22 protein-coding genes, 1 tRNA gene, 1 pseudogene and 1 riboswitch are annotated in these 25,219 nt (G+C 58.2%); of the genes and pseudogenes, 18 read left to right on the forward strand and 6 right to left on the reverse strand.

Annotated elements, in window-relative coordinates; genetic code table 11:
- The first annotated feature begins 2 nt into the window (after positions 1–2).
- Together ACR0AO_RS07445 and ACR0AO_RS07450 are read left to right on the forward strand one after the other, a co-directional pair.
- Positions 3–452, forward strand: coding sequence for a hypothetical protein (locus ACR0AO_RS07445; protein ID WP_480601870.1), 450 nt, complete (start codon positions 3–5; stop codon positions 450–452).
- Between the two features lie 313 nt (positions 453–765).
- Positions 766–1,050, forward strand: a pseudogene (locus tag ACR0AO_RS07450) (transposase); the annotation flags it as partial.
- A gap of 179 nt (positions 1,051–1,229) precedes the next feature.
- Here ACR0AO_RS07450 and ACR0AO_RS07455 read toward each other — a convergent pair.
- Positions 1,230–1,305: transfer RNA gene (locus ACR0AO_RS07455), tRNA-Lys, on the reverse strand.
- Between the two features lie 207 nt (positions 1,306–1,512).
- Between ACR0AO_RS07455 and dapF the strand changes: the two genes are divergently transcribed.
- Both dapF and mtaB read left to right on the forward strand, forming a co-directional pair.
- Entirely contained in the window at positions 1,513–2,355 is an 843-nt protein-coding gene (dapF, locus tag ACR0AO_RS07460; protein ID WP_480601876.1) for a diaminopimelate epimerase, read from the forward strand.
- On the forward strand, positions 2,352–3,617 hold the full coding sequence (mtaB, locus tag ACR0AO_RS07465) for a tRNA (N(6)-L-threonylcarbamoyladenosine(37)-C(2))-methylthiotransferase MtaB (protein WP_480601878.1): 1,266 nt from the start codon (positions 2,352–2,354) through the stop codon (positions 3,615–3,617). Before dapF ends, mtaB begins: the two co-directional genes overlap by 4 nt.
- A gap of 577 nt (positions 3,618–4,194) precedes the next feature.
- Here the strand turns inward: mtaB and ACR0AO_RS07470 are convergent.
- From ACR0AO_RS07470 to petA, 3 genes are read right to left on the reverse strand one after another with little or no spacing between them, the layout of a single operon-like run.
- The gene (locus ACR0AO_RS07470) at positions 4,195–4,989 is read right to left on the reverse strand and encodes a cytochrome c1 (protein WP_480601881.1); all 795 of its coding nucleotides are present in this window, start codon (positions 4,987–4,989) and stop codon (positions 4,195–4,197) included.
- Between the two features lie 18 nt (positions 4,990–5,007).
- Entirely contained in the window at positions 5,008–6,339 is a 1,332-nt protein-coding gene (gene petB / locus ACR0AO_RS07475) for a cytochrome b (protein WP_480601884.1), read from the reverse strand.
- Between the two features lie 12 nt (positions 6,340–6,351).
- On the reverse strand, positions 6,352–6,912 hold the full coding sequence (gene petA, locus ACR0AO_RS07480; protein ID WP_480601887.1) for a ubiquinol-cytochrome c reductase iron-sulfur subunit: 561 nt from the start codon (positions 6,910–6,912) through the stop codon (positions 6,352–6,354).
- 507 nt (positions 6,913–7,419) lie between these two features.
- Between petA and ACR0AO_RS07485 the strand changes: the two genes are divergently transcribed.
- The 7 genes from ACR0AO_RS07485 to ACR0AO_RS07515 all read left to right on the forward strand — a co-directional run bounded on the left by ACR0AO_RS07485 (position 7,420) and on the right by ACR0AO_RS07515 (position 12,405).
- The gene (locus tag ACR0AO_RS07485) at positions 7,420–7,866 is read left to right on the forward strand and encodes a c-type cytochrome (RefSeq protein ID WP_480601890.1); all 447 of its coding nucleotides are present in this window, start codon (positions 7,420–7,422) and stop codon (positions 7,864–7,866) included.
- Between the two features lie 57 nt (positions 7,867–7,923).
- Positions 7,924–8,073, forward strand: a riboswitch (FMN riboswitch).
- A gap of 72 nt (positions 8,074–8,145) precedes the next feature.
- A complete protein-coding gene (locus tag ACR0AO_RS07490; protein WP_480601893.1) occupies positions 8,146–8,586 on the forward strand; it encodes a 6,7-dimethyl-8-ribityllumazine synthase in 441 nt (146 codons plus the stop codon).
- A 95-nt stretch (positions 8,587–8,681) separates the two neighbouring features.
- Positions 8,682–9,782 (forward strand): chorismate synthase, encoded by a 1,101-nt coding sequence (gene aroC, locus ACR0AO_RS07495; RefSeq protein ID WP_480601896.1) that lies wholly within the window; start codon positions 8,682–8,684, stop codon positions 9,780–9,782.
- A complete protein-coding gene (locus ACR0AO_RS07500) occupies positions 9,766–10,428 on the forward strand; it encodes an HD domain-containing protein (RefSeq protein ID WP_480601898.1) in 663 nt (220 codons plus the stop codon). Before aroC ends, ACR0AO_RS07500 begins: the two co-directional genes overlap by 17 nt.
- A 53-nt stretch (positions 10,429–10,481) precedes the next feature.
- Complete coding sequence (locus tag ACR0AO_RS07505) at positions 10,482–11,417, forward strand: DMT family transporter (protein WP_480601902.1); 936 nt, start codon at positions 10,482–10,484, stop codon at positions 11,415–11,417.
- A gap of 58 nt (positions 11,418–11,475) precedes the next feature.
- A complete protein-coding gene (cobO, locus tag ACR0AO_RS07510) occupies positions 11,476–12,075 on the forward strand; it encodes a cob(I)yrinic acid a,c-diamide adenosyltransferase (protein WP_480601905.1) in 600 nt (199 codons plus the stop codon).
- 24 nt (positions 12,076–12,099) lie between these two features.
- Complete coding sequence (locus ACR0AO_RS07515; RefSeq protein ID WP_480601908.1) at positions 12,100–12,405, forward strand: hypothetical protein; 306 nt, start codon at positions 12,100–12,102, stop codon at positions 12,403–12,405.
- 152 nt (positions 12,406–12,557) lie between these two features.
- On the opposite strand, the gene ACR0AO_RS07520 is transcribed toward ACR0AO_RS07515, so the two are convergent.
- Together ACR0AO_RS07520 and ACR0AO_RS07525 are read right to left on the reverse strand one after the other, a co-directional pair.
- Positions 12,558–13,259 carry a maleate cis-trans isomerase family protein gene (locus ACR0AO_RS07520; protein WP_480601911.1) on the reverse strand — a complete coding sequence of 234 codons (702 nt, stop codon included), beginning with the start codon at positions 13,257–13,259 and terminating at the stop codon, positions 12,558–12,560.
- Positions 13,252–13,695 carry an SRPBCC family protein gene (locus tag ACR0AO_RS07525; RefSeq protein ID WP_480601913.1) on the reverse strand — a complete coding sequence of 148 codons (444 nt, stop codon included), beginning with the start codon at positions 13,693–13,695 and terminating at the stop codon, positions 13,252–13,254. Before ACR0AO_RS07525 ends, ACR0AO_RS07520 begins: the two co-directional genes overlap by 8 nt.
- A gap of 150 nt (positions 13,696–13,845) precedes the next feature.
- Between ACR0AO_RS07525 and ACR0AO_RS07530 the strand changes: the two genes are divergently transcribed.
- The 7 genes from ACR0AO_RS07530 to aspT all read left to right on the forward strand — a co-directional run bounded on the left by ACR0AO_RS07530 (position 13,846) and on the right by aspT (position 25,216).
- Positions 13,846–15,342: a trimethylamine methyltransferase family protein gene (locus ACR0AO_RS07530; RefSeq protein WP_480601917.1), complete on the forward strand. Its 1,497-nt coding sequence runs from the start codon at positions 13,846–13,848 to the stop codon at positions 15,340–15,342.
- The gene (locus ACR0AO_RS07535) at positions 15,339–17,759 is read left to right on the forward strand and encodes a GcvT family protein (RefSeq protein ID WP_480601919.1); all 2,421 of its coding nucleotides are present in this window, start codon (positions 15,339–15,341) and stop codon (positions 17,757–17,759) included. The genes ACR0AO_RS07530 and ACR0AO_RS07535 overlap by 4 nt, the downstream gene beginning before the upstream one ends.
- 353 nt (positions 17,760–18,112) lie before the next feature.
- Positions 18,113–18,286 (forward strand): hypothetical protein, encoded by a 174-nt coding sequence (locus tag ACR0AO_RS07540; RefSeq protein WP_480601923.1) that lies wholly within the window; start codon positions 18,113–18,115, stop codon positions 18,284–18,286.
- 405 nt (positions 18,287–18,691) lie between these two features.
- Positions 18,692–18,949 carry a hypothetical protein gene (locus ACR0AO_RS07545; RefSeq protein WP_480601925.1) on the forward strand — a complete coding sequence of 86 codons (258 nt, stop codon included), beginning with the start codon at positions 18,692–18,694 and terminating at the stop codon, positions 18,947–18,949.
- Between the two features lie 269 nt (positions 18,950–19,218).
- Entirely contained in the window at positions 19,219–20,355 is a 1,137-nt protein-coding gene (locus ACR0AO_RS07550; RefSeq protein ID WP_480601928.1) for an efflux RND transporter periplasmic adaptor subunit, read from the forward strand.
- A gap of 4 nt (positions 20,356–20,359) precedes the next feature.
- On the forward strand, positions 20,360–23,503 hold the full coding sequence (locus ACR0AO_RS07555) for an efflux RND transporter permease subunit (RefSeq protein ID WP_480601930.1): 3,144 nt from the start codon (positions 20,360–20,362) through the stop codon (positions 23,501–23,503).
- Positions 23,504–23,530: 27 nt separating this feature from the next.
- Positions 23,531–25,216, forward strand: a complete 1,686-nt coding sequence (aspT, locus tag ACR0AO_RS07560) for an aspartate-alanine antiporter (protein ID WP_480601933.1) — start codon at positions 23,531–23,533, stop codon at positions 25,214–25,216.
- Positions 25,217–25,219 lie beyond the last annotated feature (3 nt).

Below are 25,219 nucleotides of genomic sequence, written 5' to 3' on the forward strand. Positions count from 1 at the left end.
AAATGCCGGATGATTTGCCCCCCGTCCACATGGACGTGAATAATACTGGCGACGCCGTCGTCATCGTCGGCGAAACCGAAGTTTCGACCGCCCAGGATCTCAACAGGTTGTTGCCTGGCCTTGCCACTCCTGAACTCGTGGAAGGGTATGCCGAATTGCTGAATCACCTTGAAAAAGGTTTTGACTACTCGGTTATCCTGTCGCCCGAGGAATTCCGCGACGATTACATGACCCAATTCGAAGCAGAAGATCCCGACGAACCCATCGGCGGCGGAGAGATCCGGTTGCGCAGCTATGGCGTTCCCAATTTCTCTGAAATCACGCCCCCAAGCGTACAGGACGGAAATGTCGTGTTTTTCGTTGTGCGGAACGGCATGGGCATACCGTACAAGGTGACGGTTTCGGATGACGGTCAATCCACCTATGAACCGATGGAATTCTCTGATCCCTGATCAGGCGCGTAAGGCGTTCAGAGCTGCTGGCGCCAGTGCAAGCGGCATCATGGAATTCGAACACTGCTCTTTAATGAGGCTTGATCGTCTGTTGGTGGTGGAACTGACACACAGAGACCATGGTCAATCTGGACACAGCAGTAAATCACATTCTTTCTGTAGACCGGTTGCGAATTCGGAACTCCTCCTCGGAAGCCCTGTGCCACGACATGGTGGTCGGCCCCGCCTAAGTGGTCCAGCTTGATTGTTAGCGTCAGGACCCATTGATTTCTATCTGGCGGCATGATTCTCGGCTCAAAAACGAGCGGTGAACATGTCTGATCATTTCTGGTTGAGCGACGCGCAGATGGCGCGTCTTGCGCCCTTCTTTCCAAAGTCCCATGGCAAGCCTCGTGTCGATGATCGACGTGTTCTTATTGGGATTATCTTCATCAATCGCAATGGCTTACGTTGACGTGATGCGCCCAAGGAATACGGTCCGCACAAGACGCTGTACAACCGTTGGAAGCGCTAGAGCGATAAGGGCATCTTTGCGCAGATGATGGTTGGTTTGGCTGCTGGCCATGGCGAACAGACCACCGTCATGATCGACGCCACTTAAGGTCACTTTCGCCGACGTCGCTTTCGCCGCGCCGGAATGATTATGTTGCTACGCCGCATCACGCAAAATTCGCGCAGATTTACTTACGCGTTGCTTCCGTATTGCGTCCGGCAGACTCTACGTAAAAACGCATACAAACTGCCCGCGCCGTAAGCGTCTGAAAACATTTCAAAAAGTGGTGAGCCGTGCAGGATTCGAACCTGCGACCCACTGATTAAAAGTCAGTTGCTCTACCAACTGAGCTAACGGCCCACTTTTTTGGATCATGCGATCCGTAGCGCTCTCTAAGACATTTTCCCAGTAGGGTTCAAGACCTTATTTTGCACCGCGCGTCGCTGTTGAAATCACTGAATTCCGCGACCCGATAGGCGGCCTAATTAGGGAGACCGGGAATGGCGGTCAACCCCTTTTTTGATGAAATTGCACGATACGCTGGATTCATCGACATGACGACGCTATATGCCCGCCATGCAGCATCGTACCGAAAACTCTCTGCCCTTTATGAAGATGCATGGGCTTGGCAATGACTTTGTGATTGTCGATGCGCGGTTGCAAGATATCGTGGTTTCACCGGCGCTTGCCCGGGCAATCGCCCACCGCCAGTTTGGTGTCGGGTACGACCAGCTGGCAGTGATCCGGAACGGGGCGGCAGACGCGCATCTGGTCTTTTTGAACGCAGATGGATCGACCTCGGCGGCTTGCGGCAATGCCACGCGCTGCATTGCGCGATTTTTGATGGACGAAACAGGAAAGTCCGATCTCATTCTCACAACGGAACGCGGTACACTGGTGGCTGCGGACGCAGGCGGTGGACTGACCTCGGTGAACATGGGTTCGCCACAACTGAATTGGCATGAGATTCCCCTGTCCGAAGAGGTCGACACTCTTGAACTCCCTATCGAAGGCGCGCCGACGGCGACAGGTATGGGCAATCCGCATTGCACTTTTTTCGTCGACGATGCCGAAGCGATTCCCCTGTCCGAGTTCGGCGCGCGTTACGAATATCATCCCCTGTATCCCGAACGCACCAACGTCCAGATCGCGCAGATTGTGGGAACGGATCACATTCGAATGAGGGTCTGGGAACGTGGCGTAGGCATCACTCTGGCTTCGGGGTCTTCTTCCTGTGCCACTGCCGTTGCGGCCGCGCGCCGGGGCCTGACAGGGCGCAAGGTGCAAGTCGACCTGGATGGCGGGACGCTTTGGATCGACTGGCGGGATGATGGTGTCTGGATGACGGGTCCGACCTGTCATGTGTTTTCTGGAGCGCTGACTCCCGAGTTTTTGGAGTCTCTGGGATGAGCGCCCCCAAGTTCACCACGCTGGGCTGCCGCCTGAACGCCTATGAGACCGAAGCGATGAAGGAACTTTCGCAACAGGCGGGCCTGACCGACGCGGTGATCGTGAACACCTGCGCCGTGACCTCCGAGGCGGTTCGCAAGGCACGGCAGGAGATCCGTAAGCTACGCCGGGAAAATCCCAATGCGCGGTTGATCGTGACCGGCTGCGCCGCGCAGACGGAACCCCAGACCTTTGCTGCCATGGATGAGGTCGACGCGGTCATCGGCAACACTGAAAAGATGCAGCCCGAGACCTGGACCGGCATGGCCGCCAACTTCATCGGTCAGACCGAGGCGGTGCAGGTCGACGATATCATGTCGGTCACCGAAACGGCCGGTCACCTGATCGACGGCTTCGGCACCCGCTCGCGCGCCTATGTGCAGGTCCAGAACGGCTGCGACCACCGCTGCACCTTCTGCATCATTCCCTATGGCCGCGGCAACTCGCGCAGCGTCCCTGCGGGCGTGGTGGTGGATCAGATCAAGCGGCTGGTGGATCGCGGCTATAACGAAGTCGTTCTGACCGGAGTCGACCTGACCTCATGGGGCGCGGACCTACCCGCGGAACCGAAACTGGGCGATCTTGTGATGCGCATCCTGAAACTGGTGCCGGACCTGCCGCGTCTGCGCATCAGTTCGATCGATTCGATCGAGGTGGATGAGAACGTGATGCAGGCAATCGCGACCGAGCCGCGCCTGATGCCGCATCTGCACCTCAGCTTGCAGCATGGCGACGACCTGATCCTGAAACGCATGAAACGCCGCCACCTGCGCGACGACGCCATCCGCTTTGCCGAAGAGGCGCGCAGGCTGCGCCCCGAGATGACCTTTGGCGCGGACATCATCGCGGGCTTTCCGACCGAGACCGAGGCGCATTTCGAGAACTCGTTGAAATTGGTAGCCGAGTGCGATCTGACTTGGCTGCATGTCTTTCCCTATTCCAAACGCGATGGCACGCCCGCGGCACGCATTCCCCAGCAGATCAATGGCAAGGTCATCAAGGACCGCGCCGCCCGCCTGCGCGCGGCGGGCGATGCTCAGGTCGAGCGGCACCTGCAAGCGCAGATCGGCAAGACCCACCGCATTCTGATGGAAAACCCGTATATGGGCCGGACCGAGCAGTTTACCGAGGTGAACTTTGCCGAACCGCAGGTCGAAGGAAGTATTGTTTCAGCAACGATCACTGGCGCTAAGAGAGCTCGGCTACAAGCTTGTGGCGGTTGATCTCTTGATCTTGGTTTGAAACAGCGCCCTATGTAGGCGAAGCACTCCATTAGGTTTTCGGGTGCCACTTCCCTGCCGACAGCCTGCGTCTGACCTTTTGGCGGTATGCGTCGAGATGAAGAATAGTTACCGCCGGGTGTCGGGTCGATCGCAAAAAACACAGGCCGCCACAGTGTTTTCGGCACTGTCACTTCTTTTTCCGAGCGCGGTACAAGGTGCTCCGCAATGCATTGCAATCGCCCAAGTCTGCCGACGTTAATTCCTGTCGCCTTTGAGAGTGTGGATGAGCTTCCGGTCCACATCAAAAACCCACAGCAGTAGCAACGACCATTTTGATGCTTCATTTTGGGCGCACGAATTCGTTTAATTTTGTCGGACATAGTAGGACCTTCTCTGCGTTTCTCTCGATGAGACGCGCAGCGGTCTTATGATCAGCCCCGAAACCTGGGAGCTACTTGCTTCTCCAAACAGCACGATTTTCGTGCCGCGTCACCTGGCACCAAATTTCATTTTCTACTTTTCACAAAAAAAGCCCCGTGCAGCGCACAGGGCTTTCCGAATTCAGTCAGGCAAAAGTTCAGCTGTGCTTCTTGCCCTTCACCGGCGCCCACAGGCGCTTGTTGGTGAGGTAAAGCAGCACCGACAGGATGGTCAGGAAGATGACCCCGACAAATCCGGCCTGCTTGCGGGCCATCATCTTGGGCTCTGCCGTCCACATCAGGAATGCGGCAACATCCTGCGACATGGCCTCGACGGTGTTTTCGTGACCGTCGGCAAACTCGACCTGCTCGTCGAACAGCGGCGGTGCCATCGAAATCCAGCCGCCGGGGAAGGCGGTGTTTTCATAGAGGATGGTGCCGGCCTCTTCCTTTTCCTCACCAGTATAACCGTGCAGCAGCGAGGCGATGTATTCCGCGCCGCCCATGCCCTTGAAAAACTGGTTGATGCCCAAACCATATGGGCCGTGGAATCCCGCGCGTGCCTTTGCCATCAGGCTCAGGTCCGGTGCGCCAGCTGCGGTGTTGGCCGGAAAATGGTCAACCGGCTTTGCGGGGACGTCTTCGTCCAGCTCCGGGTCGTAGACCGTGAAGTTCTGAGCCGCATAGGCACGCACCTGATCCATCGTGAACCCCACACCGCCGTCGTCGGCCAGGGTCCGCAGGGGAACATATTGCAGGCCATGGCAGGCTGCGCAGACCTCGGTATAGATCTGCAGGCCGCGTTGCAGCTGATTTTGATCATAGGTGCCGAAGGGGCCTTCGAACGAGAACTGGAAGTCCTCGATGTGCTGTTCGCCACCGCCTGCCGCGAAAGATGCGGCAGGAACAAGTGCCAGGGCTACAGCGGCGCCGATTGCAAGTTTCTTGAACATGGTTTTCTGTCCCTCTTCTTACTCGGCGGGCGCGGCGTCGGCGTCAGCCTTGCCATAATGCGCGTTGAAGTCTTCTTCGATGGTTTCCGGCTGTGCCTCGGGCTTTTCGATGACACCCAGGATCGGCAGGATCACGAAGAAATAGGCGAACCAGTAGGCCGACGCGATCAGCGAGAAGGTCGCATAAGGCTCTTCCGCGGGCATCGCGCCCAGCCACATCAGGGCCATGAAGTCGATGATCAGCAGGTAGAACCACCATTTGAACATCGGGCGGTACTTGCCCGAACGCACGGTCGAAGTGTCCAGCCAGGGTGCCAGAGCCATGGCCAGGATTGCGCCGAACATCGCCATCACACCAAAGAACTTGGCGTCGATGATGCCTCCGGTGATGAAGCTGGCGAACTGAACAACCCAGACCTCGCCGGTGAAAGCGCGCAGGATGGCGTAGAACGGCAGGAAGTACCATTCAGGCACGATATGCGCAGGCGTGACCAGCGGGTTCGCTTCGATGTAGTTGTCCGGGTGGCCCAGATAGTTCGGCATGAATCCGACAATGGCCCAGAAGACAGCCAGGACAACCGCCAGGGCAAAGAAGTCCTTGATCACGAAATAGGGCCAGAACGGCAGCGTGTCCTTCTCGGCCTCGGCTTTCGAACCCTTGCGGACATCAACACCGGTGGGGTTGTTGTTGCCGGTGGTGTGGAAGGCCCAGATATGCACGACAACCAGCGCCGCAATGACGAACGGCAGCAGGTAGTGCAGCGAGAAGAAGCGGTTCAGCGTGGCGTTGTCCACGGCAGGTCCACCCAGCAGCCAGGTCTGAATGCTTTCGCCGATAAACGGGATTGCACCAAACAGGCCGGTGATCACGGTCGCGCCCCAGAATGACATCTGACCCCAGGGCAGAACGTAGCCCATGAAAGCGGTGCCCATCATGCACAGATAGATCAGCATGCCGATGATCCACGTGATCTCGCGCGGGGCCTTGTATGACCCATAGAACAGGCCGCGGAAGATGTGGATGTATACCGCCACAAAGAACAGCGAAGCGCCGTTCATGTGCAGGTAGCGCAACATATGGCCGCCGTTCACGTTACGCATGATATGCTCGATGCTGGCAAAGGCCAGATCGACCTGCGGGGTGTAATGCATCACCAGAACGATGCCGGTGACGATCTGCAGCGCCAGGCAGAACGCCAGAACGATGCCCCAGATCCACCACCAGTTCAGGTTCTTCGGTGTGGGGATCATGATGGTGTCATAAAGCAAACCGACGATGGGCAGGCGGCTGTGCAGCCACTTTTCCGCGCCTGTCTTCGGTTCGTAATGGTCGTGCGGAATTCCGGACATGAGCGCGTTTCCTTATCCCAGCTTGATAACGGTCGGTTCGACGAACTCGGCAACCGGAACCGCAAGGTTCTCGGGCGCGGGTCCTTTGCGGATACGGCCGGAAGTATCGTAGTGCGACCCATGGCAGGGGCAGAACCAGCCGTGATAGTCGCCGGCACCATCGCCCAGCGGCACGCAACCCAGGTGCGTGCAGACGCCGATCATCACCAACCATTCGCCATCCTCGTCCAGCGAACGGTTTTCGTCCGCGGCGTCCAGGCCAGGTTTGTTGGCGTTACGGTCGTCGTTGTCAGGCAGTTCCGACAGGTCAACCGCGCGGGCCTCTTCGATTTCCGCGGGTGCCCGGCGGCGGATGAAGACCGGCTTGCCCAGCCATTTGACGGTAAGCTGGGTACCTTCCGCGACGCCACCCACATCCACGCGGATCGAGGACAGCGCCTGAACGTCGGCTGACGGGTTCATCTGATTGACGAGCGGCCAGACGGCAGCCCCTGCGGTTACAGCACCTGCGCCAGCCGTGGCGTAGTAGAGGAAATCTCTGCGGGTGCCTTCGTGGTCTTCTGCGTGGGACACGAGGTTTTCTCCGAATTCCAACGCCCGGCGGGCGGGCAAACATGCATCAGCACCGCATCAAAGCGGCGTCTCATCGCGCGTATCTATCCGGGAGTAAACGGTTCGTCCAGCGGTCATAGGCGCGCAGGACCCCGCATCTGCCCTTTCATGTCGCAATGCGGACACAAAATTCAAGATCCCGGGCTTGAGAATCATGAAATTTCGCGCGCAACCGGTCGGAAAACAAAAAGACCACTGCACAGGCGATTCGCATATCCTCCCTCAACGCAAGGCGACGCGAGCGGCCATGGAGCTCAATGCAAAACCTCCATTTTGATCTCAACCGCCAGCTTGTGACTCTCAGTGGATTGAAATTTAATGAATCTTCTCTGGGTTGTGTTGTCACCACATAAACATCCATTTTATATGGGTATTAAATGTCATGAAATTGCCACTTTCTCCCCATTGCACCTAATACGAGAACCGCGTTATGGCGCGTTGAACGCATATACAGGATGGAGACTAGGCGTGATCAAGACCACTCTGGCGACCCTGATTCTGACTGCCGCCGCATCGGCACCGGCCATTGCCGCCGGAGATCCCGAAGAGGGTAAGAAACTATATAACCGCTGTTCCTCTTGTCACGCGATCATCAAGGACGGCGAAGTTCTGGTCAAAGGCGGGATAACCGGCCCGAACCTCTATGGTGTTCTCGGCCGCGTGGCCGGAACCGAGTACGACTATCTCAATGGCAGCGAACGCCTGCCCATCGGCATGTTCACCGATGACATGATCCGCGCCGGCAACGAAGGTCTTGTCTGGACCGAGGAGAACATCACCGCCTATGCGGCCGATCCCATCGGTTTTATTCAGGAATTCCTGAACGACGAAACTGCCCGACCGAACATGAGTGTCAAACTCAAGAAAGGTGCGGGTGACATCGCCGCCTATCTGGCAACGTTTACCGCAGAATAGTCATCCCCATGCTTTGGTGAAATGTCTTGCAGCCCGGGCTTGCCCTTGGCAAGTTCCTCTCGTTCTCAGGGCGGGGCGAAATTCCCCACCGGCGGTATGCGGGGCACGGCTCCGTAAGCCCGCGAGCGGCTTTCGGCAACGAAAGTGTCAGCAGATCTGGTGAGAGGCCAGAGCCGACGGTTACAGTCCGGATGAAAGAGAACGTGCAGCGCGCCGTGAATACGGCGTGTCTGCTCGTGATCGCCTTGGGTGACGTGTCTGTTGCGAAAGGAGATCATGATGACACACACCCGCTATGCCTTCGTCAAAGCAAACTGGCATTCAGATATCGTTGACCGAGCGCTTGATGGGTTTCTGGAACTCATCCCAGCCGAGCAAGTCGATGTCTTCGACGTTCCCGGCGCGTTCGAATTGCCTCTGCTGGCGCGCGATCTGGCCCAAACCGGCAAATACGCCGCCGTCGCCTGTGCCGCTTTTGTGGTGGATGGGGGCATCTATCGGCACGATTTCGTGGCACAAGCGGTGGTCGACGGTCTGATGCGCGCCGGGCTGGACACAGACGTTCCTGTCCTGTCGATCTCGCTGACCCCGCACCAATATCAGGAAACTGACCACCACAACGCCATCTACCGCGAGCATTTCGTTGAAAAAGGTCGCGAGGCCGCACAAGCCGCGCTCAAGATCACACAAGCCCGCGCCGGATTGGCATCGGCTGCGTGACGTGACTAAGGTTGGGGTCAAAACGCCCCAACCGCAAATTCGCTTGAGGCTGCGGGACTTGCCCGCTAATCACGACGCGCAAAGGAGCACGCCCCATGTCGATGAACAGCTTTGGACACCTTTTCCGCGTCACCACTTGGGGCGAAAGCCATGGGCCCGCGCTGGGTGCTACGGTCGACGGCTGCCCTCCGGGCGTTACAATCGACGAGAGCATGATTCAACAGTGGCTGGACAGGCGCAAACCGGGTCAGAACAAGTTCACCACCCAGCGACGTGAACCCGATGCGGTGAAGATTCTGTCCGGCGTTTTCGAAGGCCAAACCACCGGCACGCCGGTGCAGCTGATGATCGAAAACACCGATCAACGGTCGAAAGACTACGGTGACATAATGGACAAGTTCCGCCCGGGCCACGCCGACATCACCTACTGGCAGAAGTACGGCATCCGCGACTATCGCGGCGGCGGGCGTAGTTCGGCCCGTGAAACAGCATCGCGCGTGGCGGCAGGCGGTTTGGCGCGTGAGGCGATCAAACAGATCGCTCCAAATGTGCAGATCAGGGGCTACATGACCCAGATCGGGCCGCACAAGATCGACCGCGGCAATTTCGACTGGTCGCAGATCGAACAGAACCCGTTCTGGACACCCGACGCACAGGCCGCCGAGGACTGGGCCGCATATCTGGACGACCTGCGCAAGTCCGGGAACTCGGTCGGCGCGGTGGTCGAGGTCGTGGCCCGCGGCGTTCCCGCCGGGCTGGGCGCACCGGTTTATGCCAAGTTAGACACTGATCTGGCCGCAGCGATGATGTCGATCAACGCCGTCAAAGGTGTCGAGATCGGCGAAGGCATGGCCGCAGCCGAACTGACCGGTGAAGCCAATGCGGACGAGATTTTCATGGGCCAGAACGGCCCGCAATACAGCTCGAACCATTCGGGCGGTATTCTCGGTGGCATCTCGACAGGGCAGGATGTCGTCGTGCGCTTTGCCGTCAAGCCAACCTCGTCGATCCTGAAAACCCGCAAAACCATCACCAAATCCGGGCAAGAGACCGAGATCATCACCAAGGGCCGTCACGACCCCTGCGTCGGCATCCGCGCCGTGCCGGTGGGCGAAGCGATGATGGCCTGCGTGATCCTCGACCACCTGCTGCTGCATCGCGGCCAGATCGGTGAGAACCGTGGCCACATTGGCTGAGCTTCGCACCCGGCTGCGGGACATTGCGCGCGATCTGATGACGGCGGATCCGGCGCATGATCTGGCGCATCTCGACCGGGTCTGGGTCAATGCCAGCGCCATCGCGGATGCACAGACGAACCAGCGCATCCTGCTGGCCGCAAGTTATCTGCACGATCTGGTCAATTTACCCAAGAACGCTCCCGACCGACAACATGCCTCGCGCCGCTCCGCCGACGCCGCCGCTCCGATTTTGGCGGGTCTGGGATTCTCCGAGCCGGAAATTGATGCCGTGCGGCATGCCATCGCGGCCCACAGCTTTTCCGCCGGTATCACCCCGGAATCACCCGAGGCGCGCATCCTGCGCGATGCCGACCGGCTAGATGCGCTGGGCGCCATCGGGATCGCGCGGAACTTTTCCGTTGCTGGCTCACTGGGCCGCGCGCTGTACGATCCCGCCGATCCCTTTGCCGAAAACCGACCGCTCGATGACCTGCGGTATTCGGTCGACCATTGGAAGGTCAAACTGCTGAGCCTGCCATCGGACATGCTGACGCCGGGCGGCCAGAAAATCGCACGGGACCGGGTTGCACGGATGCTGCAATTCCTCGACGCATTTGCCGAAGAAATCGGCTGCACCCTGCCATCCGACTGGACCGCTGCCTGAAACCGCGGATATGCGCGTTGATCTTTTCGCCGCGCGGGCGCAGGGTCGCGCGCATGGCAACGTCATTAACATCGCATCGACCGGTTCTGGCCGTGACGCTCAAGCTCAGCGCGCTGGTCCTGTTCACCGCGATGTCGGCGCTGGTCAAGGCGCTTTCGGATGACTTCCCTCCGGGCGAGATGGTGTTCTTCCGCTCGTTCTTTGCCATTCCGGTCATCGTCATCTGGCTGATATCGCGTGGAGAATTGCAAAAAGGGTTCGTTGTCAAAAGGCCGATGGGGCATTTCTGGCGCGGGGTTCTTGGAACCTCGGCGATGGGCCTGACTTTTACCGGTCTTGGCCTGCTCCCGCTGCCCGAAGTGACGGCAATCGGATATGCCACCCCCATTTTCACCCTGATTCTCGCCGCTCTGATGCTGGGCGAACATATCCGGTTGATTCGCATCGGCGCCGTGGCGTTGGGACTGCTGGGTGTTCTCATCATGCTGTGGCCGCGTCTCGGGGGTGGCGCGCTGGACAGCGCAGCAACCATCGGGGCGCTTTGCGTTCTCGGCGCCACCGTTGCCCGCGCTTTTGTACAGATCCACATCCGGCAATTGGTGCAGGTGGATCACCCTGCGGCCATCGTGTTCTATTTTTCCGCCACCGCAACCGTGCTGTCAGCACTGACCGCTTTCTGGGGCTGGACAATGCCGACGGCAGGTCAGGCGGCGACATTGATCATGCTGGGACTGGTCGGCGGCGTGGCGCAGATACTGGTAACCTCATCCTATCGGTTCGGACAGGCTTCGATGCTGGCGCCATACGACTACACCACGATGCTGTTTGCCATCGTCATCGGCTATATCTGGTTCGATGAGCTGCCGACCGGGATCATGCTGGCGGGTGCGGCGCTTGTCATCGCGGGCAACGTCGTGGTGATCTGGCGCGAGCACCAGCTTGGACTGGAGCGCGGCAAGGCGCGCTCGGCCACCGACCCCAAAGCCTGAGCTTTACCTTTCGGCCACAACCCCTAGGTTGGGCCGCAACAGGATACGAGGATTCTCCATGAGCGACGCACAGAACCATAAGGAAAAGATGCAGCAGGTGCAGGCCCAGCACCGCAAGAAAGTGTCCGAAGCGGTCGACCCCGATCGCGGGCTGGTGCTGATCAACACTGGCAAGGGCAAGGGTAAATCCTCGGCCGCATTCGGCGTGGTCATCCGCGCCCTGGGGTGGGGAAAAAAGGTCGCCGTCGTGCAATTCATCAAGGGCAAGTGGAAAACCGGCGAGCGCCGCTTTTTCGAAGAGCATGGGCTGGTGACATGGCACACGATGGGCGAGGGCTTCACCTGGGACACCCAGGACCGCGACCGCGACATCGCGGCGGCGACGGCAGCGTTCGGCAAGGCGCGCGAACTGATGGCCAGCGGCGAATACGATCTGGTGGTGCTGGATGAGATCAACATCGCACTGCGCTATGAATACCTGACCGTCGACGCTGTCATCGAAGGGCTGGAGGCGCGCTCGAAGAAAACCAGCGTATTCCTGACCGGCCGCGACGCCCCGCAGGCGCTCAGGGACTATGCCGATCTGGTCACCGAAATGACCGTTGAAAAACATCCGTTCGAGGCGGGTATCAAGGCACAAAGAGGCATAGATTTCTGATCTGGTCCAAGGACGGAGGTACAAATGACCGCAAACCGGCTGATGATTCTGTCGGGCGTGTCCTTTGTCCTCTTCGGCCTGTTGCTGGGCGCCAGCGAGTCAGAGGCGTCGAAAAACCTTTGGGGCGGGTTAAGCACCGCATCGTTGGGAACATTCGCCCTGTCGATGGCAGCAGATGCCATTGCCACCGGCAGGATCAGGTTTCAGTTCGACGTGATCGAGCGGGATAAACGCCCGCGCCTCTTTATGGCAGCCGTTTCCCTCGTTACAGGGGCGGGATTGGTTGTTCTCGCCTGCTCTGTCTGGGTTTTGTTTTTCAGGCACAGATAAGCGCAGCTTTGCGCCGGCATGGTCATCCCGACCTGCGATCATCGCGGATTTCGGATCGGCCAAACCTAACCCGAATGGTGGCGTAACGCCCGCGTCAAATGCTCCAATCGGACATGACCCCCGGGATCGGAGCCGGATATTGCCGGACCCGCTCAACCGGACAAAAGCGAACCGTAGCCTTCGACCGGATCGTTGATGCCGGTTTTTCGCAGCGTTTGCCAATAGACAGCAGCATTACAGGCGACAATCGGTTTCCCGAGTTCGGCCTCAAGCTCTGCTATCAGTGACACCACGGGCAAAGCGGTTCCGACCTGAAGGATGGCGTCGCAATCCGATTCTGCGACCTGGCGGAACACAGTGCGAATAACATCCAACGATGTCGCGCAGATTTCCGGTAAGGATGGCGCGCAAGTCCCCGCAATCGCGGCAACGTCAAATCCGGCCGCCTCTGTATTTGCCTTCACGTTCTGGTCGACTTCGGGACTGAAGGGCGTCACAACAGCCACCTTTTCGGCCCCAAGCGCCCGCAATGCAGCGTAATCCGCAGTCGAAGCGTTCAATACCGGCACTCCAACCTCATCTTCCAGTTCGGCGCAGCGGCGGGTCAGCTTCTCAACGCCGCCAAGGCCGGCGTCGGTGGTCAGTCCGATGCACAAGGCGGCCGGATTGCAATCCATCAGCTTTCTCGCCTCTTCGTCCAAATCGCCCGAGATATTGTCACCACCCAGTCGAAATCGTTGCATCTGATTGGTCACGCCGGATGGGCGCAGCAGTTCAAGTTCGGGCTGGACGACCGTATTCATCGCGGGCGTCATGACGCCGATGACGGCGCGGGGCGCAAGCGTGTCACTCATGTCTCTGTCCTTTCAGGTATTCGTTCAACCCGGTCATGCCGCCGATATATATCTGGTCGCCCACGATGGCGGACAGTTCGGTTTCCTGCTCCGCGGCACAGTCAAACCGGCTTTCCCATATACCGAGTGTCTGGTTTGTGTGCGTGATCGCCATAAAGCGATGCGTCGAGACATAGTTCCGCACGGGCAATGGGCTTTCAAGGATGTCGTAGGTGTAGAACCGGTCCAGATCCGAAAGCTCCAGCAGCGTCTCGCGAAACACCGTTCCATCCACAATATCGAGATGACGAATGCCTCCGGGTGAGGTGGCGGACCCCATTTCCATCCGGGCATTCAAAACCGCTGGATTCCAGTTTGAAACACCATCAAATGCCCGGACCGTGGACCAGACCGGGTCGATCGGAGCTTCAAGGATCATGCTTCTGAAGACATGCATGGCTGACGGTTCTCCTTTGGTTTCAGCCAAGTAAATTCTACCGCACTCCACGCAGACCAACAAAAAACGACCTCAAGGCGTCGTTTTTTCTAAAGCAACCGATCCACGCACCACTTTCCCTGATTGGACAACGAATGATCGGAGCGGGCATTGGTTAGGCGGGCACGGGTTTTTCAGGAACCACGCGGTAATCGGGTAACGCCACCGCCGCAGGGCGGCCGCTTTCAGCCGCTTGGGCCCCGGCAGGTCAACCAGATCACAGAGGCCGCGCTCACGATCCTGGCAAAAATCGGTATGGCCGATTGCCCTTCTGATATCGCTGAATTCGCCATCTCTGCCGGAGCGACACGGCGCGGCGACGGTCGTTTATGCTTTCCTGAGACTCTGGTGGAAAACACCATCACACAATCAGCGCGCCGGGTGAACATCCCCGGATTTGTGGAAGATTTCGGCCTGACCATCGGTGGCGGGCATGTCCACATAGGCACAGGCGGCGCGGCAGTTGACGTGCCCGACAATGAGGGTGGATTTCGACAGGCGCATCTAACGGATCTCTATCGGCTCATGCAGATTGTCGGGCACGCGGAAAACATCCACTACGGCATCCGCCCTATCGTTGCCCGGGATATGCAGACACCCTGGGCGCTTGACGCAAATACCGCCTTTGCCTGTCTTAGGGCCTGCCCCAAACCCATCGGAGTGAGTTTCGACAATGCAGATCATGTCGCCCGCGTGGCTAGGATGTTCGATATTGCGTTGGGGCAGGAAGACGCATTCCGACGCCAGCCGTTTTGCATGGGAGTCATCGTGCACGCAGTCTCGCCCCTGAGATTCGCGCCGGAAGGTCTTGAAACCATGAAGGCCGCAATTGGCGCCGGAATGCCGCTGCAAGTCTGCACAGCGGCCCAAGCCGGCGCGACTAGCCCGGTGACGCTGGCCGGAGCATTGGCGCAGGGGCTTGCCGAGGCCCTGGCCGGGCTGATCATCGCCAACGTGCTGCATCCCGGATTTCCCACCATTCTTGCCTTCATGCCGTTCATCAGCGATCTGCGCACCGGGGCAATGACCGGCGGCAGTGGCGAGGCCGCCGTGGCCAACGCGGCCGCCGCGCAGTTGCTGTTGAATCTTGGAGTTCCCGCAACCGTGTCCGCCGGAATGACTGATTCAAAAGTGCCGGATGCACAGGCCGGATATGAAAAAGGCTATACCGTGGCTCTGGCCGCGCAGGCGGGGGCCGACATGATCAATCTGAGCGTTGGTATGCTGGGCTCGCTTATGGTCGCCTCGCCCGAAGCGCTGGTCATAGACGATGACATGTGCGGGGCAATCCTGCGATCCGTGCGCGGGATCGAATTTGCCGACGATGCGCTGGATCTGGAGGTAATCGAAACGGTCGCCTGCGGGCCGGGTCACTATCTGGGTGAGGCACAGACACTGGCGCGGATGAAAAGCGAATATGTCTACCCCGTGCTGGCAGACAGGCAAAGTGTTCAGGATTGGCTGGATGCGGGTAGCCCGGCATTGCTGGACCGCGCACGGGCCAGAGTGTCGGAGTTAACAGCCGAACCTCCCACGCATCTGCCGAAAGACCGCGAGGCGGCAATTCGTGCGGCATTCGACATCCAGCTAGCCAAGGATATTCCATGACCTCTCACAAACGCGTCGTTGTCATTGGCGGCGGTGCCGTCGGTTGTTCGATCCTTTACCACCTCGCTTTGGCAGGGGTGACGGACACCGTACTGTTGGAACGGGATGAACTGACCAGTGGGTCAACTTGGCACGCGGCAGGCAACATCCCGACATATGCGACCTCATGGCTGGGAATGCGCGCCGGAAACTATGGCTGGCGGTTCTACAAGGATCTGGCCGACAAGGTGGACTGCCCGATCACCTACCGCCACACCGGAGCGTTCTGGCCCGCCCATACGTGCGAACGCATGGACCTGTTCGGGCATATCGAAAGCGTGGCCCTCAGCGCCGGGTTCGATCTGCACCGGCTGAGCCCCGCCGAGATGGACGCGATGCACCCGTTCTGGTCTCCCGATGACACCGTTCTGGGCGGGATCATGGACCCCTATGAAGGCGATATCGATCCCAGCCAACTGACACAGGCGCTGGCCAAGGGCGCACGTGATCTGGGGGCGGAAGTCCGGCGGTTTTCCCCGGTCACCGGTATCGCGCGCAAATCCAGTGGCGAATGGGAAATATCGACCGCCAAAGGCACAATTTCGGCGGAAATCGTGATCAACGCCGCCGGGTTCTATGGCGCCAGGGTCGCAGCGATGGCCGGGCTGCGCACGCCCGTTGTGACGCTGGAGCATCAGTATCTGGTCACCGAACCCCTGACCGCGCTCGAAGAGCACCCCGATCTGTTTCCCTTGGTGCGTGACCCGGATATCCGGTTCTATCTGAGGCGCGAGCGCAACGCCTTTCTGTTAGGATCCTATGCCCATGCCGGACGGCCCGCCTGGCCCGAGAGCGGCCCGCCCGACGATTTCGCGCATCAGCTTTTTCCCGACAGTGTCGAGGATATCCTCGACGTCCTTGAAGATACGATCGCGCATGTGCCGCTGCTGGCCCAGGCCGGCGCGCAGCGTTTCGTCAATGGCCCGATTGCTTATGCGCCCGACGCTTTGCCACTTGTCGGGCCAGCGGCCGGAGCGCCAAATTTTTATCACGCCACCGGTGTTCAGATCGGCATCACCCATTCCGCCGCCATCGGCAAGGCAATGGCAGAGTGGATCACCGAGGGCGAAACCGAATGGGATCTCGCGGCCTGGGACCCGCGCCGCTTTGGCGACTGGGCGACACCCGACTATGCCCATGCCCGCGCATCCGAGCACTACGACCTGCAATATGCCATTCCCTATCCGCACCGGAACATGGCCTCCGGACGGCCGCTGCAACGCACGCCGCTATATGACGATCTAAGAAAGTCCGGCGCGGTCATGGGCCAGATCGGCGGGTGGGAGCGGGCATTCTGGTTCGAAACCGATGAAGCACCGAATACCGGGCATCTGAGTTTTCACGCGGAACCCTGGCACGAAGCGGTACGCAACGAATGCCTGACGGTGGCCCAATCCGTTGGCGTTATGGACCACGGGGGTTTCACCAAATTCACCGTCGAAGGACCGGAGGCCGCAGCCTATCTGGACCGCGTGTTTTGCGGTGCGATGCCCCTGCCGGGCCGCATCAGGCTTGGCTACATGCTGACGCCCAAGGGGCGCATTTGGTCAGAGGCGACCGTTGCGCGGCTTGCCGATGATCGGTTTCTGCTTTGCGGTCCAACTCTGGCGAGCCTGCGGGACTTCGACTGGCTGAATGCCGTTTTGCCAGCCGAGGGTGTCACTCTTTCCATGGGGCACGACAAGGACGGGTGCCTGATGGTGACGGGTCCGAAATCGCGCGATCTGATGGTGCAACTGTCCGAATCGGATTTATCTGCAGATGCTGCCCCCTGGATGTCCGTTGCTGAAATCCGGGTTGCAGGTATCGACGTGATCGCGATGCGGGTCTCATATGTGGGAGAATTGGGGTGGGAGCTGCACGCAGCCAGTTCGGACTTGCCTGCGCTCTATCAGGCGGTGATGGCACAAGGCGCAACATTCGGGATCGGGCAATTCGGCTCTTACGCGCTGAATTCTATGCGGATCGAAAAGGGATATCATGGATGGGGTTCGGACATCGGCACCGAATACACGCTGTTCGATGCAGGGCTGCAGGCCTTCGCCAAACCCCACAAAGGCGTGTTTCATGGCCGCGACTCCCTACTGGCTCAGGTCGGCGAGCCGCCCGACTGGCAGTGGGTCGGGTTGGAAGTTCTCGAGCCCTCTCCGTTGCCGCTGGCCTCGGAACCGATACTGAGAAACCAAAGGGTAATCGGTTATGTCACATCCGGCACTTATGGTGCCAGAACAGGTAAAATGCTCGTCCTGGGTTATGTGCGGCGCGACACTCTTGCCATGCACGATAATTGTGAGGTCCGCATCCTCGGCAAGGATTTTCGTGCGACAAGGCACGATCCGGCGCAATATGATCCTGGAAATGCCCGTCTGTTGCATTAGCAACCCTCGCTGATACGAAAATGGTTTGGACCACCTCAGGCCGGGGCTTGGGAAATTACCCGTCACGCACCACCAACGGTGGTTACTCTGCGCTTCTCGGCCCTTCATCTTCTGGGATTGCTCGGGATACGGAAATTCCGGTGCCATAGGTGTTGATCCCGAGGGTTTTTTGGTGCGATCCATTCGATGGAATGGAAGGATGCCGGCGACAGGGGCATCGTCGAGCTCCGGGCCGCCAGCCATGCGTCCCCTTCATACCGGGCTTCTTGAAAAGATCGTTATCACGACAACGCAAACGATCTATTTACCTGCGCATAAACTCGCCGGACCGCATGACAAACACAGGCACACCAATGAGCGAAATGGACTACAAAACCCCGTCTGAGGCTGAAATTAGCAAGCTTCTTGCCGAAGCCCAGTGCAAGCGCGCCGAGTATTTCCGCGACATCATCAAAAATGCGATTCAATCTGCAAGGTCGCTTTTTCAGATGGAAGATGACGGCCCGGTGTATACGGGCACTCGATAACCCCGAATTTTTTTCTGTCAGGCCTTTCCCGATCGCATGGGAATTGCAGAAGACTGACATTTGACACCTTTTTTTAAAATTTCACGTATCACCCTGTTTTTTAGGAATTTTTTGTTTGCCGCCCTTCGTCTGGTTGATGTTCGCGTATTCCGAAGCCGGCGGACACGATCAAGCCCGCAAACCATTTAAGTGATCAAGTTCACAGACAGACTGACGAGGCAGGCATAGGGTGGAACAAGTTTCTCCCTGACGGACTTCCGGCGCCTATGGCGCCGGTTCTTTCGTCGCCCAAAATTAGAATGCGATACGGCGCTGAAATTGTCGGACCAATTACCACGGCCATATTCTTTTTCGATAGCGGTTCGCCGTACCGACGGGGAATTAAGCCCTGAATTGTTTCTGATCATGAAGACATTGTCGGAAGCGAAACAAAATATTGCCGAAAACCTGGATAGTATCCTCGCGTCGGGCGTTGCGAATATCGCCGCTCTCAGACAACTGATCGGCATGTGCGGCAAGATGGAGGACCTTGCAATTGAGGCCCAAAAATTTGCCGAAGCAAACAGTGATGGCGGCCACCTTGTTTTTCGAGCCATGGAATTGGAAGACTATTTCATGCACGTCGAGGCAAGGTTGGTTCTTTTTCTGGAAACCGGGCGATAGCAAAGACCCCCTGAAGTATTCCGGCAAATCCAACACATGGATCAATGTAAGCGATGGGCGTTGCACACAGCGCCGCGGGCGTTTGCCGTTGCAAGGAAATGGATTTGGGGTCCGAAATTTCACCCGTTCAGACGGTCGAAAATTCTGAAACCAAACCGAAATTGCACCTCGGAAAACCCGGCCAGCTTTTCCTAGACAAATTGACCTCGTTGTATATCGTTTTAGTAATTCGCTGATTTACTGAATCTTTTTAGCACACGATGGTGACAATGCTGCTGATCCGACGGGCAATCACGGGGTTTTTCTGCTATGCCATCGCGACCTCTGTTGCCTTGGCACAGGCGCAGCAGGAGCCTGAAGTCAAACCGAAAGTGACAGTCGAACGAGCGACGTTGAAATCGGTTTCCAGCACCCAATCATTTACCGGTCGTGTAAAGGCAACCAGTCAGGTCGATCTCGTCTCGAGGGTTCCGGGATTCATTCAGTCAATCGACTTCAAAGATGGCGGCAAAGTCGCCGAAGGGGATGTGCTGATTCAGATAGAGCCTGACGAATACCAGGCGCAGATCACGCAGATTCAAGGCCAGATCAAATCAGCGGAATCGGAAAAAACACTGGCTGACATAGAACTGGACCGTCAGCAAAAACTGCTGGCCAAAGGAGATGTGGCCGAGAACATCGTCCAAAAGGCTCAGGCGGATCAAGGCAAGATCGATGGGCAGCTTTTGCAACTCAAGGGCAGCCTGCAGGCGGCTCAGCTGAACCTGTCCTATACCAAGATCACTGCTCCTTTTGGTGGGCGCGTTGGCCTGACGAATATCTCGGTCGGCGCGTATGTCGCACCCGAAAGCGGAACGCTGGTGTCCCTGTCCAGCATCGACCCCATCTATGTCGAGTTTCCGGTTTCCGAAGCGGAACTGCTTGATTTTCGCAAGAAACGTGTTCTGGAAACCGACTCTCAGCCTCTTGCGGTACAAGTCACATTGGCAAATGGTGACGCTTACAAGGAAACCGGCAAGATAGCCGTTGTCGACACGCAGGTTCAAACCGGCACTGATACGGTGCTGATCCGGGCCGAGTTTCCCAACCCGGATGGGCAGTTGCTTGACAATCAACTGGTGCTTGTGGCGGTTGTGGACTCTTCGCAGGCAAAATCCCTGGTGATACCCGCAACGGCCCTGCAAAAAGACCAGTCTGGATATTTCGTCTTAACGGTCGGACAGGACGGCAAAGTCGCCCGTCAAAATATCAAGTTGGACCGCGTGGCAGGTGCCGATGCGATAATCAGCGATGGTTTGAAGGAAGGCGACCGTGTGATCACCGAGGGACTTCAACGTGCCCATCCGGGGATCGAAGTTGATGCCGTTCCAGCGACGGCGGCAGCGGGTAGCGGCGACAAGGGATGAGAAGATGATCTCGCAGCTTTTCATTCACAGGCCGCGCTTTGCCCTCGTCATTTCCGTCATCATAACTCTGGCCGGTCTGATTTCCCTGACGCAATTACCGATTGAACAATTACCCGACATTGTACCGCCACAGGTGCAGGTTTCGACCGTTTACCCCGGAGCAGGCGCGGATGTGGTCGAAGCAACGGTCGCGCAGGTCATCGAAGAGCAGGTCGTGGGCGTCAGCGACATGCTGTATATGAAATCCACCAGCGGTGCCGACGGGAGCTACAGCCTACAGGTTACGTTCGAACCCGGCACCGACCCCGATATCAATGCCGTGAACGTGCAGAACCGTGTGAGCCTGGCCATGTCATCCTTGCCCGAGGAGGTCGCGCGTGCAGGCGTCAGCACCAAGAAAAAATCGACCGCGCTGTTGGAGGTGATTGCGATTACCTCGGACAACCCGAAACATGATGCCCTTTTCCTTTCGAATTTCGCCACGATCAACGTGCTGGACAGCATAAAACGGTCGCCTGGGGTCGGGGATGCAGTGATATTTGGGGCGCAGAACTATTCAATGCGCATCTGGCTGGACGTGGACAAGATGACCAGCCTGCAATTGACCGTTGATGATGTGATCAACGCGGTTCAGGCCCAAAATACGCAAGCCGCCGTGGGGCGCGTGGGCGCACAGCCGATGACTGATGATCCGGTCTTCCAACTCAACATCCAGACCCAGGGCCGCTTGACCTCCGCCGAAGAGTTCGAGGAAATCGTCGTGCGCTCACTCCCGGACGGGTCTTTCGTGCTGGTCGGTGATATTGCCCGTGTGGAACTGGGCGCGCAGACTCAGGATTCTGTTGCCCATTTCGACGGCGGTCCCACCGCGATGATTGGCGTCTACCTTGCCCCGGGCGCCAATGCGCTGAACACCTCCGAAGCGGTGGAAACGGCATTGAAAAACCTGGAGAGCGCCTTTCCCGATGGCGTGAAATGGAGCGCCCCCTACAGTTCGGTCAGCTTTGTCAAAGCCAGTATCGAAGAGGTGATCAGGACGCTGCTCGAAGCCTTCGTTCTGGTGGTGATTGTCGTGTTCCTGTTTCTTGGCAGTTTCCGAATGGCGCTGATCCCGCTGATTGCCGTGCCGGTGTCACTGATCGGCGCGCTCAGTTTCATGCTGGCGCTCGGATTTAGCCTGAACACGGTTTCGTTGCTGGCGCTGGTGCTGGCCATCGGGATCGTCGTCGATGATGCGATTGTCGTGATCGAAAACGTCGAAAAGGTCATGGCCGAACGCCCGGACCTGTCGGTAGCCGAAGCAACGGGCGAAGCGATGAACCAGATCACCGCGCCTATTCTTGCCATTACATTCGTCCTGCTGTCGGTTTTCGTTCCGGTGGCATTTGTGCCGGGCATCACGGGCACGATGTTTCAGCAATTTGCCGTCGCGGTCTCGTTTTCGATGCTGATCTCGGCACTGAATGCACTGACACTCAGCCCGGCCTTGTGCACACTTTTGCTGAAACGGCACTCGGAGCCCAGCCGAGGGCCTTTGGCGTGGCTGTCGCGACGTATCGACAATGCGCGCGATGGCTATGCATACATCGTGACGCGGCTGGCCCGGCGCTCTGTTCTTGCCATTTTGCTTCTTGGCCTTGCGATCTTTGGCGCCGGGTCTTTGTTCAGGATCACCCCGTCCGGTTTTTTGCCGGTCGAGGATCAGGGCGCATATTTCACCGAAGTCATTTTGCCCGAAGGCGCGTCCGTCAACCGCACGGACGAGGTGATGGGGCAGGTCTACGAGATCCTCAAAAACGCCCCCGGCGTACAGGATGTGATGACCGTCACCGGATTCAGCTTTGTTGACGGGCTGAACAAATCCAACGGAGGATTTGCGATCGCGATCATGAAACCGTTTGAGGAGCGGACCGACGCGTCATTGTCCGTTCACTCCTCATTGCGGTACGCTCGGACAAAATTCGCGGGACTTGAAGCAGGCATTGCCGTTCCTTTCAACCTGCCCCCGATAATGGGGCTTGGCACCGGTGCCGGGTTCGAGTTTCAGTTGCTCGATCTGCAAGGAAGCGATGTGCTTGATCTTGGCGCGACAACCAAGGGCCTGATCACCGCCGCCAACGAAGACCCGCGTCTGAACGGTGTCTATACAACGTTTTCGGCGCAAACGCCGCAGCTGCATCTCGATCTCAACCGCAAGAAGCTTCAGACCCTCGGCGTGGATGTTGATGCCGTATTCCGCGCGATGCAGGTCAATCTGGGCGGCTATCATGTCAACGACATGAACCTGTTCGGGCGGACCTGGCAGGTCAATCTGCAAGCCGAAGAACAATTCCGCGACAATGTGGATGATATCGCCCGCATACACGTACGAAACAAAGACGGCGATATGGTGCCGATCCGGGCCGTGGCGACGTCGGACCTGATCCTGGGGCCGCAGTTTCTGGTGCGCTACGACAACTTCCTTTCGGTTACCATTGCCGGTGGCCCCGCACCCGGGCACTCGATGGGAGAGGCCATTGCCGCAATGGACCAGGTCGCCACCAAGACCCTGCCGCAAGGCTACAGCTATCAATGGACCGGCACCGCTCAACGACAGATCGAGGCAGCGGGCAAAACACAGGTCGTCTTGGGTCTGGCGGTGCTGTTTGCTTATCTGTTCCTCGTGGCCTTGTATGAAAGCTGGACCATTCCCCTGGCCGTCTTGCTTTCCGTGAGCTTCGCCATGTGCGGGGCGATGGGGGCGCTTTTGCTGCTTGGGCTGGAAAACAATCTTTATGCTCAAATCGGTCTTGTCGTTCTGATCGCGCTGGCGGCAAAGAATGCAATTCTCATCGTCGAGTTTGCCATGGACCGTTATGATCATGGAATGGGCATCGTCGAGGCCGCAATCGACGGCGCAAAAGCGCGTTTCCGGGCGGTCATGATGACCAGCTTTGCCTTCATCGCCGGCCTCTATCCGCTGGTTGCGGCCGAAGGTGCGTCGGAACTGGCCCGCCGAGGCGTCGGGACACCGGTATTCGGAGGCATGATCGCCGCGTCACTGGTCGGTATTTTCATCATCCCCTCACTTTATGTAATCGCGCAATGGTTCCGGGAAAAAGTGCACGGCAAGCCGGACCGAACCGCAGCACAAGAGGCGGAAAGCTAACCGCCTCCGCACAGGGAGAAAGACAATATGCAATGGTTGCTGAGCACGTTACGGGATCATCCCGAATTGGCAGTTTTTCTGGCCATCGGTATCGGATTTCTGTTCGGCCCGAAAAGCTTCAAGGGGTTCAGCCTGGGAACCGTGACAGCGACTTTGCTTGCCGCCGTTGTCATCGGCCAGGCGCGTATCGATATTGCGCCCGAGCTGAAATCCACCTTTTTCATTCTGTTCATTTTCGCCGTCGGATATGGCGTTGGCCCTCAATTCATGCGCGGCTTCAAATCTGACGGCTTCCGGCAGGTCCTGTTCGCGCTGAGCGTGTTGGCCGTCTGTCTTCTGGTCCCACTTCTGGCGGCAATAGTTGCCGGACTGGAAATCGGTTATGCCGCCGGGTTTTATGCCGGGTCGCAAACGATCTCGGCCGCGATTGGCGTTGCATCGGACCAGCTGACCCAGATGGGATTTTCGAGTGAGGATGTCTCGAAATACACGGACCAGATCCCTATAGCCTATGCTGTGACCTATATCTATGGAACCATCGGGTCGGCGCTGATTCTGGCCAAGTTCGGGCCACGTCTGCTGAGGATCGATCTGGTGGCGGCCTGTAAGGAATACGAACAACAATTGGGCGGCGGACAAAACGGCGACACAACGGATGATCATTTCGCCTATCACGCAATTGAGGCGCGCGCCTTTGTGATACCCGAAGGCAGCCCGTTTTTGGGCAAACCTTTACACGATCTGCTTTCTGATGAGCGCATCTTTGTGGAACGGCTTCGCAGGGACGGCAAAGTGATCGAGGCCGACGGGGCAACCGAGCTGAAGGTCGGGGATGTCGTGGTTTTCTCGGGTCATCGAGAGGATCTTGTCGAGCATCTGGAAAAAACCATGGACGAAGCCGACGTTCCCGGCCTTCTCAGCTACGAAACGGAAAAGCTGGATGTTCTTGTCACAAACAGGCGCGTGCACGGCAAAAATCTGGAAGAGCTTGGCAAGACCTCGGTGGCCCGAGGCGTATACCTGACCAAGATCACACGCAATATGGTGGAACTGCCGATCCTGCCCAAAACCGAGTTGCATCGCGGTGACATACTGACATTGACCGGAAGCAAACGGCACGTCGAGGCTGCGGTCAATGCACTGGGTTATGCCGATCGCCCCGTTGAAACGACCGATCTGGCTTTCGTCGGGTGGGGCATCTTTCTGGGCGGCCTGGTCGGTACGCTGGTTTACGTATATGACGGCCTGCCCATCAGCCTGTCGACCACGGGCGGCGCGCTGTTGGCCGGATTGCTGCTTGGCTGGCTCCGCACCGTTCACCCGACCTTTGGCCGCATCCCCTCGCCCGCATTGTGGCTGATGAACACGTTGGGTCTGAATGTCTTTATCGCCGTGGTGGGAATTTCCGCCGGGCCCGGCTTTGTTGACGGCCTGCGTCAGGCGGGCATCGCTTTGTTGCTTTGGGGGATCGTGGCGACATCCGTTCCAATGATTTTTTCGGTCTACATCGGCCATTACGTCTTCAGGTTCCACCCGGCGATCCTGTTCGGGGCCTGCGCCGGTGTCCGAACCACGACAGCCGCATTGGGCATGATTCAGGAAGCCGCCCAAAGCCGAATTCCCGCCTTGGGCTATGGCATGCCCTATGCCATCGGCAACACGCTTCTGACTATTTTTGGCATGATCGTCGTCATCGTGATGGCGCGAATTTAAAAG

The organism is Ruegeria sp. AF8 (assembly GCF_056541825.1).